This is a genomic window from Rhodovulum iodosum (assembly GCF_041020385.1).
Taxonomy (GTDB): Bacteria; Pseudomonadota; Alphaproteobacteria; order Rhodobacterales; family Rhodobacteraceae; genus Rhodovulum; species Rhodovulum iodosum.
Genome location: NZ_JBEHHI010000001.1, coordinates 1,531,894 through 1,543,481 on the forward strand (window position 1 = coordinate 1,531,894; position 11,588 = coordinate 1,543,481).

The window sequence follows — 11,588 nt, forward strand, 5'->3', positions numbered from 1 at the left end:
CTATTCGATGCAGATGAATTCGCGCGCGCCGGCCGCGTTGAGAATTGCGAAGCAGCCCATCGAAGGGGTGTATTGCGAACAGCTAGCGGTCTCGGCGAGGCAGAGTTCGGAACAGTCGGTTGACCGGCGGCAGGCCTGACCGGCATCGGGCGTCGGGCGAAAGCAGACATAGCTGCCCAAGAGCCCCGCCTTGAGATACTGCCCGCCCTTGGCCCGGCAGGCGGCCGCGGGGCCGGCCGGTACGCCGGGCCGTCCGGCCGGAGACGAAGCGCCCGGCGCCGGCCCGGCGTCGTCTGCCGGGGACGGGGCCGGGCCGCCGCCGGTCTGACATCCGGCCAGCATGGCGAAGACGAAAAGGCCGGCAGCGATCGCGCGTTTCATCGGCACTTCGCCCCCGCATTTCTGGCGCCGCAAAGCGGCACTCACCCCCACTGCCCCGTGCGCTGTTTGGCACACCGGCCCCCGTCGTCCGACGGGCGCGTGGAATCATTCCAAATATCGGCGCATTCCTTCCATGTTTCCTTGACGCAGCGCAAAGCGCGGCGCCAGACTGGTTGATCGAACGGCGTTCGCCGTTCAGGGGGGAAGGAAAAAAATAATGCCCGATGATTTTGCAGCAGACCTAGGAACAAGCGGTTCGGTTTCGGCGGGGGGGTCGGCGACCGGCAATATAGAAACATCCTTTGACCGCGACTGGTTCGCGGCGATTCTGCAGGCCGGACGAAGCTACGAGATCAGCCTCGAAGGCTCGCCCACCGGCGGCGGAACGCTGGACGACACCTATCTCGACGGCATTTACACGTCGGCGGGGTCGTACATTTTCGGAACCTCCGACGACGATAGCGGGGACGGCTTCAACAGCTTTCTGGAATTCACCGCCACGAACGGCGGCGTCCACTATATCTCGGCGGCGGCCTTTGGGGCCCAGACCGGCAGCTATACGCTTTCGCTGGTCGCGCTCGGCGGCAGCGGCGACGATTACAGCGACAATACCGGCACAAGCGGCCGCGTCTCTGACGGTGGCAGCACCATGGGCGAGATCGAGTCCGCGTACGACACCGACTGGTTCGCGTTGTCGGTGACGGCCGGAACGACCTACCTGATCGACCTGGAGGGGGCTGGGACCCTGGCGGGCTCGCTGAGCGACCCGTATCTCTACGGCATCTATAGTTCCTCGGGGTTGCCGATCGCCGGCACATCCAACGACGATGGCGGCGTCGGGCTCAACAGCAGCCTGGAATTCACGCCTTCGACAAGCGGGACGATCTACATCGCGGCCGGCGCCTACGGCGCCAACATCGGCACCTATACGCTCAGCGTCGAGGGGCTGGGCTCGACCGACGATTATTCCGAGGATTCAGAGCGCGCCGGCAGCGTGGCGGTCGGCGGCGCGGCCACCGGCGAGATCGAGGACGCCTATGACGGCGACTGGTTTGCCGTCAGCCTGATGGCCGGGCGAACCTACATGATCGACCTGGAAGGGACGCAAACCGGCGAAGGCACGCTGAGCGATCCGTTTATCCTGGGCGTCTTCGACAACAGCGAGAGCCTGATCCCGGCCAGTTTCGACGACGACGGCGGCGAGGGGCTGAACAGCCAGCTGGAGTTCACGGCGACCGTGAGCGGCACGCACTACGTTTCCGCCGGCGCCTACGGCGCGAATACCGGCACCTACCGGCTGAGCGTCTCGGACGCCGGGACGGGTGACGACTATGCCGACAACCCGGGCACCACCGGTGCGGTGTCGCCCGGATCCGATGCAACGGGCGCGATCGAGGACGCCTATGACCGCGACTGGTTCGCCATCACCCTGGAGGGCGGGCGCAGCTACCAGATCGACCTGGAGGGGTCGGGGACCGGCGGCGGATCGCTGAGCGACCCCTACCTCAACGGTGTCTTCAACTCCGCCGGCAGCTTTATCGCCGGCAGCTTTGACGACGATGGCGGCGAGGGGCTGAACAGCCGGGTCGAGTTCACCCCGGTTTCGGACGGCACCTATTTCATCTCGGCCGGCGCCTACGGCGCCAATATCGGCAGCTACACCCTGTCGGTGAGCGGCGCGGGGTCAAGCGACGACTACGCGGCCGATACCTCGACCACGGGCGCAGTCGGCGCCAGCGGCATTGCGACGGGCGAGATCGAGGCGCCGGAAGATCGTGACTGGTTCGCCGTGACGCTGGAACGCGGCGCAACCTACGCGATCGGGCTGGAGGGCTCTTGGTCGGAGGGCGGCACGCTGTCCGACCCGTTCCTGCGCGGTATCTACACCGCGTCGGGCACGCCGATCTCGGGCACCTCCGACGATGACGGCGGGGTGGTTCTCGACAGCTTGCTGGAATTCACCGCCACCTCGACGGGCACGCACTACATCTCGGCGGGCGCGTTTGGCGACGCGACCGGCACCTACACGCTGGTCGTCGAGAACCTTGGCGGCGGCGGCGACGATTTCGCATCGGACACCGGCACGTCGGGCGCGGTCTCGGTGGGCGGCGCGGCCACCGGCGAGATCGAAGAGGCCGACGATACCGACTGGTTCGCGGTGACGCTGGCCAGCGGCGGCAGCTACGTATTCGACCTGGAGGGCACGCCTACCGGCGCGGGCACGCTGCCCGACCCCTATATCGAGGGCGTCTACGATTCCGCCGGCAGTTTCATCGCGGGCGCGTATGACGACGATGGCGGCCTTGGCCTGAACAGCCGTCTGGAATTTGTCGCCAGTTCGGGCGGAACCTACTACATCGCCGCGGGCGCCTTCGGCCTGAATACCGGTACATACACCTTGTCGGTGACCGGCGTCGGGGGCGGCACCGACGATTACGCGGATTCGACTTCGACCGACGGGACGGTCGCGGTCGGCGGTTCGTCCACCGGCGTGATCGAGGAAGACGGCGACCGGGACTGGTTCGCCGTGACCCTTCAGGCCGGCAGAAGCTACCAGTTCGATCTCGAAGGCGCGCAGACGTCTGCCGGCACACTCTCCGACCCGTATATCCGCGGCCTTTACGATTCCGCGGGCGACCGGATTTCGAACACCACCGACGACGATGGCGGCGACGGGCTGAACAGCCAGATGTCCTATTCGGCCGCTGCGACCGGCACCTACTACATCTCGGCCGGGGCTTACGGGCTGAACACTGGCAGCTACAAGGTATCGGTGACCGACACCGGCGCGGCGGACGACTATTCGCAAGACACCAGCACCACAGGCGCGGTGCCGGTGAATGGCGCGGCCACCGGCGTGATCGAGTCGGCGGGTGACCGAGACTGGTTCGAGGTCAGCCTGACCTCGGGGTCGACCTACCTGATCGACCTCGAGGGCGTCCAGACCGGCGGCGGCACCCTGAGTGACCCCTATTTCCGCGGCATCTACGACGCCTCGGGGGTGCTGATCGGCGGCACAGCCGATGACGACGGCGGCGCTGGGCTGAACAGCCAGCTTCTCTACACGGCGGCCTCCGGCGGCACCCACTACCTGTCGGCCGGGGCCTATGCCGGCTATTCGGGCAGCTACAAGATCTCGATCGAGGAGATCGCCACCGCGGCGCCGACCGACGATTACGCCCAGACGACGGCCACAACGGGCGCCGTCGCCGTCGGCGGCTCGTCGTCCGGCGCAATCGAAGAGACCGGCGACCAGGACTGGTTTGCCGTCAGCATGGAGGCCGGCCAGACCTACCGCATCGATGTGGAGGGCAGCGAGACCGCGGCCGGCACGCTGGCCGACCCGTATCTGCGCGGCATCCACAATTCCTCGGGCAGCCTGATCGCCGGCTCGACCAACGACGACGGCGGCGCGGGTCTGAACAGCCAGCTCGAATTCACCGCCTCGAGCGCGGGCACCTACTATATCGCGGCCGGCGCCTATGATGGCACGGGGTCGTACAAGGTGACCGTGTCCGAGGTCGCCGGGGCACCCGGCGGCGGCGATTTCGACATCACCATCGCCTACGAGGGCGACCCGGCCTACAACAGCGTTTTCGAGGCCGCTGCGGCGACCTGGGAAAGCATCATCACCGATGATCTTCCCGACGTTGTCGACGCCAACATCGGTGCTGTGGACGACTTGCGCATCGAGGCCTCGGTGACCGCGATCGACGGCGCCGGCGGCATTCTGGGACAGGCTGGGCCGCGTGCGTTCCGCGAGGGTTCGTCGTTGCCCTATGCCGGGATGATGCAGTTCGACTCGGCCGATCTGGCCGGCATGGCGGCCAAGGGCATCCTGCAGGACGTGATCGAACACGAGATGGGCCACGTCCTGGGCCTGGGCACGCTATGGAGCTGGCTGGGGCTGAAAAGCGGTTTCAGCTACACCGGCGCAAATGCGGTGGCCGAGTACGCGACGCTGACCGGCACGACCCAGAGCACGGTGCCGCTGGAAACCACCGGCGGGCCGGGCACCGCCGGCAGCCACTGGTCCGAGGCGATCTTCACCAATGAGCTGATGACCGGCTATGCCGAGAACAGCCCGCCCATGCCGCTGAGCCGGCTGACCGTCGGCGGGCTGGAGGATCTGGGCTATGCGGTCGATTACGGCGCGGCCGAGGCCTACACGCTGGCCGGGTCCAGCCTGTCGGCCGAGGACCTGATCCTCTCGGTGGTCTCTGCCGAGGCGGACGGGCGGCTTAGCGACATTGGCGGCACCTCGGCGCTGACGGCCGACGCGTTCTCGGGCGCGCGGGTCATCAATTTCGAGGACAAGCCGCTGAACGTCGCCGCGACCCCGGCAGGCGAAAAGCTGGACGGCACGGTGACAACAGCCGACGAGGACACGGTCTTCTTCTTCGAAACAACGACAGGCAATGACTATTTTGTCGAGATCATCGGAACCTTCGAGAAGAACGAGCCCGCGACGGCCGATGACGTGAAAGGGACGATCACCAGCATGTCCTTCTACTCGGAGGGCTTCCTGCTGGTGACCTACGACTTCTCCGACGCGCCGGTGGATGCCGAGGAGTTCCTCGGGTCGTGGCGTCCCTACGACCTGTCCGGCAACAATTACATCGAAAACCGCTCTCCCAATGCGCAGAACGACGTGATCGACGCGGGCGGCGGCGACGATGTGTTGGTCGGCGGTCTCGGCGATGACGATCTCGACGGCGGCGCGGGCGATGACGCGGCGGTGTTCGATGTCGATTACGCCGATGTCGCGGTGTCGCTGGATGGCGATGTCTTTACCCTGGTTTCCGATCTGGGCACCGATACCGTGACGGGCATCGAAACCTTCGAGTTCGCCGACCGTACCCTGACCGCGGCCGAACTGGAGGCGGATGCCGATGGCGGCGGGACGCCGGGCCTGACCCTGGTCGGCACCCCCGGCGACGACCGCCTCGAAGGCGGCGAGGGTGACGATACGATCCGCGGCCTGGGCGGCGACGACCGGCTGATCGGCAATGGCGGCAACGACCGCCTGGAAGGCGGTGACGGACTCGACATCCTCAACGGTGGCGATGGCGACGACACGATCCTGGGCGGCGCCAGCTCGGCCGACCGGCGCGACCAGATCTTCGGCGGCGCCGGGGATGACAATATCGACGCGGGCTATGGCAACGACGCGGCCTTCGGCGGCGATGGCAACGACACCATCGCCGGCGGCTTTGGCGCCGACGAGTTGCAGGGCCAGGCGGGCAACGATGTCATCACGGGCTCGGCGCTGTCGGACCTGGTGTTCGGTGGCGACGGGAACGACTTCGTCAATGGCGGCTTCGGCTTCGACCGGATCAATGGCGGCGACGGGGCCGACAAGTTCTATCACCTCGGGATCCGCGACCACGGGTCTGACTGGGTTCAGGACTACACCGCCGCCGATGGCGACGTTCTGCTCTTCGGCGACGCGACGGCCTCGGCCGACGATTTCAACGTCCAGTTCACCCATACTTCATCGCCGGAAACCGGGCGGTCGGGCGACGACGACGTGCAGGAGGCGTTCGTCATCTATCGGCCCGCCGGGCTGATCGTCTGGGCGCTGGTGGACGGGGCCGGCGAGGCCAGCCTCAACATCGAGATCGGCGGCGAGGTGTTCGACCTCCTGGCATGATCCGGCCGGTGCGGCGCCTCGGGCGCCGCACCGCACCTGGGCCATGGAACTTGGCGAAAGTGTGGTGTAGCGTCCGTGACGGCGCACCATGCGGTCGCCTTTTTCTTTTGTCCTTTCCAAGGGGAACCCCATGGCAGTAGCCACGATCAGCAACGAGGGCGGGATCGACCTGGTGGAGAGTGCCGAGGCGACATTCGCCCTGTCGCTCGACCTCAGGGATCTGGAAGCCGACACCATTTCCTTTTTCTACGATATCTCGCCGGGCACCGCGACGGATGCCGATTACGGCGGCGGCGGGGGCGGGGGTACCCTGCCGATCGGCCCCGGCACGCCGCTGGGCCAGACCGTCCAATTCACGATCTACAGCATCGGCGACGACCTCGTCGAGCCGACCGAGACCGCCTTTCTCGACGTGACGCTGACCGGGATCACATTCGGCGACGGCAGCACCGAGAAACGAATCCCGATCAACATCCTCGACAACGCACGGCCCGAAGGGGCGCTCGTGGTGACAGGCAGCGCGAACGCGGGCGAGACGCTGGGCCTCGATACCGATGCGATCACCGATGCCGAGGGGCTGGGGACGTTTTCCTACCAATGGTATCGGGACGGAGAGACCATCGCCGGCGCGGACGAAGACACCTACGAATTGACCGGCGACGATATCGGGGCCGAGATCACCGCCGAGGTCAGCTATGTCGATGGCGAGGGCGCCTCGGAATCGGTGACCAGCGCCGCGCTGGGCCCCGTGATCCATCTCAACACCGACCCGGTGGGCAGGCCCGCGCTGAGCGGCACGGCGCGCGAGGACGAGACCCTTACAGCCGACGCCGACGACGTGAGCGATGTAGACGGGATACCCGGCCCCGGCCTCTTTCAGTGGCTGCGCGACGGGGTCGATATTGCCGGTGCCACCGGCGACACTTACACCCTTGAGCAGGCCGATGTGGGGGCCGAGATCGCGGTGGCCTACCGCTTTACCGACGGGTTCGGCACCGACGAAGAGGTGATCAGTGCGGCCACCGGTGCGGTGGAAAACGTCAATGACGCGCCGACCGGTGCCGTGGCCCTGACCGGCACGGCGGCGGTGGGAGAGACGCTCGGCGCGGACATGTCGGCCGTGGAAGACGAAGACGGGCTGGGCGCCTTCAGCCACGCCTGGTTGCGCGACGGGGCGAGTATCGACGGCGCTGCGGGCGACAGCTACGCGCTGAGAGAGGCCGACCTGGGCACCGAAATCTCGGTGCGGGTTTCCTATACCGACGGGTTCGGGGCCGCTGAATCGCTGGTCAGCGCGTCCTCGGGGCCGGTGTTGCCCGTGGGGTTGGAACTGATCGGTACACCGGGGCCGGACGTGTTGCGCGGAGGTGCGGGCAATGACACCATCCGCGGGCTCGGCGGCGATGACGAACTCTACGGCGAGGGCGGCGGCGACACCATCGAGGGTGGCGACGGGCTGGACACGATCAACGGCGGCGACGGCGACGACACGATCCTCGGCGGCGCCAGCTCGGCCGACCTGCGCGACGTGATCTATGGCGGTGATGGTAACGACAGCATCGACGCGGGCTATGGCAACGACCTTGTCTTCGGCATGGGCGGCAACGACACCATCGCCGGCGGCTTTGGCGCCGACGACCTGCGCGGGCAGGCCGGCAACGACGTGATTACCGGATCGGCGCTGTCGGACCTCGTCTTCGGCGGCGACGGCGAAGACTTCGTCAACGGCGGGTTCGGCTACGACCGGATCAACGGCGGGGCCGGCGCGGACAGGTTCTACCATCTCGGCATCGCCGATCACGGGTCTGACTGGGTGCAGGACTACACCGCCGCCGATGGCGATGTGCTGCTCTTCGGCGATGCCACGGCCTCGGCCGACGACTTCTCGGTGCGGTTCACCCATACCTCGTCGCCCGAAACCGGGCGGTCGGGCGATGACGACGTGCAGGAAGCGTTCGTCATCTATCGGCCCGCCGGGCTGATCGTCTGGGCGCTGGTCGACGGCAGCGGGCAGGACAGCCTGAACATCGAGATCGGCGGCGAGGTCTTCGACCTGCTGGCCTGATCCGGCCCGGATCGACACCTTGTCGGGGCGCGCATCCCAAGCGGTGCGCGCCCTTTCACTTGCCCGCCGCGCCGCGCGGCCCTAGCGTTGCGTCGGTTAGGAAGGGAGTGGCCGATGGCCGTGGCACTGGATGCGCTCGACCGCAGGATCCTGCGCGAGCTGCAAGCGGATTGCAGCCAGTCTCTGGAGGATATCGCCCGCAAGGTGGGCTCGTCGAAGACGCCGGTCTGGAACCGCATCCGCAAGATGCGCGAAGCGGGCGTGATCGCCGCCGAGACGGTGCTGCTGTCGCCCGAGGCGCTGGGGCTGGAGGCGTGTTTCTTCGTGCTGGTGCGCACGTCCGAGCACGACGCCGACTGGCAGGCGCGGTTCCTGTCCGTCCTGCAGGCGCGGCCCGAGGTGCTGGAGGCGCACAGGCTGGCCGGCGATATCGACTACATCCTCAAGATCCGCGTGGCCAACGCGCGCGCCTACGATTCCTTTTACCAGGCGCTCATCGCCGAGGTGCGGGTCTTCGAGATCACCGCGCTCTTGTCGATGGAAGAGATCAAATCCACCACCGTGTTGCCGGTCTGAAATCGGCCTAGCCGGCCGCCGCCGCGGGCCCGCCTGCGGCGCGGACCAGCGCTGTCAACTCGGCCACCTTGGCCTCCAGCAGCGCGCGGTCGCCGCGCGTCTCGATGTTGAGGCGCAACAGGGGCTCGGTGTTCGAGGCCCGCAGGTTCATGCGCCAGTCGGCGAAACCCAGGCTCGCCCCGTCCAGTCGGTCGATCTCGTCCGCCGCGTCGCCCAGCTGGGCGACGATGGCCTCGATCACCGCCGCGGGGTCGCTGACGGTAAAGTTTATCTCGCCCGAAGAGGGGAAATCGGCGCGCATCTCGGCGACGCACTGGCCAAGGCTCTGGCCGCTGCGCGACAGGTATTCGACGATCTTCAGCCACGGGATCATGCCGCTGTCGCAATAGTAGAAATCGCGGAAATAGTGATGCGCCGACATCTCGCCGCCATAGACCGCGTCGACCTCGCGCATCTTGGCCTTGACGAAGGCGTGGCCGGTTTTCGAGGCGACGGCACTGCCGCCGTTGGCGGCGATCACCGCGCGGGTGTTCAGCACGACGCGGGGGTCGTAGACGATGGTCTCGCCCGTGCCGCCGGCGAGAAAGCTCTGAGCCAGAAGGGCGACCACGTATTCCCCGTCGATGAAATCCCCTGCCTCGTCGAAGAGAAAGCAGCGGTCGAAATCGCCGTCCCACGCCACGCCCATCTCGGCGCCTTCGGCGCGTACCGGCGCGGCGGTCATCGCGCGGTTTTCCGGCAGCAGCGGGTTGGGCACCCCGTTGGGAAAGCTGCCGTCGGGCACATGGTTGACGCGGACGAAGTCGAGCGGTGCGCCGCGGCGCGCCAGTTCCGCGGCGATGGCGTCGAACGTGGGTCCGGCGGTGCCGTTGCCGGAGTTGACCAGGATCTTCATCGGCTTCAGCTTGTCCGCCTCGACGAAGTCGCAGACATGCGCGGCAAAGGCGGGCCGGGTGTCGACGGGCGCGTACCCGCCGGGCGTGGCCAGCGGTTCCAGATCGCTTTCGGCGGCGGCGCGGATGGCGGCCAGTTCGCTGCCCGGGTCGATCGGACGGCTGCCGGGGCCGACCAGTTTCATCCCGTTATAGTCCATCGGGTTGTGCGAGGCGGTGATCTCGATGCCCCCCGTTGCACCCAGGTGGGCGGTGGCGAAATAGACCTCTTCGGTGCCCGCGAGACCGATATCCAGCACCTCCGCGCCCTGGTCGCGCAGACCGGACATCACCGCGCAGGCCAGCTCTGGGCTCGACTCGCGGCAGTCGCGGCCGACCACGACGCGCAACGCGCGCCCCTCGGTCCTGGCCCCCATCACGTGGGCAAAGCCCGCGCCGATGCGCCGGGCGATGTCGGTGTCGAGGTTGTCGCCGATGCGGCCGCGCACGTCATAGGCTTTGAAGCAGGTCAGGTTCATTGGGGGATCCTCGGCTCAGGTGCGGGCGTAGACGTCTTCGTAACGGATGATGTCGTCCTCGCCGAGATAGCTGCCGGTTTGCACCTCGATCAGCACCATCGGCACCTTGCCCGGGTTTTCCATCCGGTGCACGGCGCCGAGCGGCACGTAGATCGACTGGTTTTCGCTGATCAGGGTCACGGTGTCGTCGACGGTCACCTTGGCGGTGCCCTCCACCACGATCCAGTGTTCCGAGCGGTGCACATGGCTTTGCAGCGACAGCGCCGCGCCGGGATGCACCACGATCCGCTTCACCTGGAAGCGCGACCCGATGACGAGCGACTCGTACCAGCCCCAGGGGCGGTAATCGCGGGGCAGTTGCTGGGCCTGGCTCGCGCCCTTTGACTTGAGCGCGTTCACCGCCTTGCGCACGTCCTGGGCGCGGGTCTTGTCGGCCACCAGCACGGCATCGGGCATGGCGATGGCCACGATGTTGTCCAGGCCGATGCCGACGATTTCCTGCGCCGGATCCTCGGACCGCAACAGCGTGTTGGTACAGTCGATGGCGGTGGCGTGCTCCGACGTTGCGACCGCGCCCTCCTGTTGCGGCATTTCGCGCCAGACCGCATCCCAGCCGCCCAGATCGGACCAGCCGGCGGCGAAGGGCACCACCGACAGGTTGTCGGCCTTTTCCATGACCGCATAGTCGATGGAAATGTCGCCGGCCTCGCCCCACGGGCCGGGGGCGAGACGCAGAAAGCCCAGATCGGGCTGGCCCTCGTCCACCGCCTGCTGCACCGGCTCGACCAGGTCGGGGGCATGGGCCCGGAAGGCATCGAGGATGGACTTGACCGAGAACAGGAAGATGCCGGCGTTCCACATGAAATGGCCGGCCTTCAGCATATCCTCGGCATGGGGCGCGTCGGGTTTTTCGACGAAACGCACGAGGTCGATCGCGGTGAGTTCGCCCGCCGCCGGCCTGGCGGAGAGCTCGAGCCAGCCATAGCCGGTTTCGGGATGGGTGGGGGCAATGCCGAAGGTGACGAGCCGGCCCTGCCGGGCCACCGCGGCCCCGGCCGTCACCGCGGTGCGAAACGCCTCGGCATCGGGGATGACATGATCGGAGGGCGCGACGAGCATCAGCCCGTCGGGGTTGGACTTTTCCAGCCACAGCGCGGCCGACAGGATCGCCGGGGCGGTGTTGCGCCCTTCCGGCTCGATCAGGATCGCGCCGGGGTCGACGCCGATATCGGAAAGCTGCTCGGTCACGATGAAGCGGAAATCGGAATTCGTCAGTACCATCGGCGCGCCGTAGCCCTCGCCCGACAGCCGCCGGGCCGAGGCCTGAAACAGGCTTTCGTCGCCGATCAGCCGGGAAAACTGCTTGGGGTAGCTCTTGCGCGACAAGGGCCAGAGCCGGGTCCCCGACCCACCGCAGAGAAGAACAGGAGTGATCATAAAGTGGCCCTCGTCTGAAATGGCGGCGTGCTGAAATTCTTGTCGAATAATATGGCCGCGATGGC

At 67.1% G+C, this 11,588-nt stretch carries 6 protein-coding genes; 3 read left to right on the forward strand and 3 right to left on the reverse strand.

Annotated elements, in window-relative coordinates; all coding sequences use genetic code 11:
- Positions 1-381 (reverse strand): hypothetical protein, encoded by a 381-nt coding sequence (locus Ga0609869_RS07525; RefSeq protein ID WP_125408488.1) that lies wholly within the window; start codon positions 379-381, stop codon positions 1-3.
- 217 nt (positions 382-598) lie between these two features.
- Between Ga0609869_RS07525 and Ga0609869_RS07530 the strand changes: the two genes are divergently transcribed.
- The 3 genes from Ga0609869_RS07530 (at position 599) to Ga0609869_RS07540 (ending at position 8,675) form a co-directional block, all read left to right on the forward strand.
- Positions 599-6,034 carry a pre-peptidase C-terminal domain-containing protein gene (locus tag Ga0609869_RS07530; RefSeq protein ID WP_125408489.1) on the forward strand — a complete coding sequence of 1,812 codons (5,436 nt, stop codon included), beginning with the start codon at positions 599-601 and terminating at the stop codon, positions 6,032-6,034.
- A gap of 130 nt (positions 6,035-6,164) precedes the next feature.
- Complete coding sequence (locus tag Ga0609869_RS07535) at positions 6,165-8,099, forward strand: calcium-binding protein (protein WP_125408490.1); 1,935 nt, start codon at positions 6,165-6,167, stop codon at positions 8,097-8,099.
- A 114-nt stretch (positions 8,100-8,213) separates the two neighbouring features.
- On the forward strand, positions 8,214-8,675 hold the full coding sequence (locus Ga0609869_RS07540) for an Lrp/AsnC family transcriptional regulator (protein WP_125408491.1): 462 nt from the start codon (positions 8,214-8,216) through the stop codon (positions 8,673-8,675).
- Between the two features lie 7 nt (positions 8,676-8,682).
- Here the strand turns inward: Ga0609869_RS07540 and Ga0609869_RS07545 are convergent, their stop codons facing one another.
- Both Ga0609869_RS07545 and Ga0609869_RS07550 read right to left on the reverse strand, forming a co-directional pair.
- The gene (locus Ga0609869_RS07545; RefSeq protein ID WP_125408492.1) at positions 8,683-10,086 is read right to left on the reverse strand and encodes a phosphohexomutase domain-containing protein; all 1,404 of its coding nucleotides are present in this window, start codon (positions 10,084-10,086) and stop codon (positions 8,683-8,685) included.
- 15 nt (positions 10,087-10,101) lie between these two features.
- The gene (locus tag Ga0609869_RS07550) at positions 10,102-11,523 is read right to left on the reverse strand and encodes a mannose-1-phosphate guanylyltransferase/mannose-6-phosphate isomerase (protein WP_369022843.1); all 1,422 of its coding nucleotides are present in this window, start codon (positions 11,521-11,523) and stop codon (positions 10,102-10,104) included.
- Between the last annotated feature and the right edge of the window lie 65 nt (positions 11,524-11,588).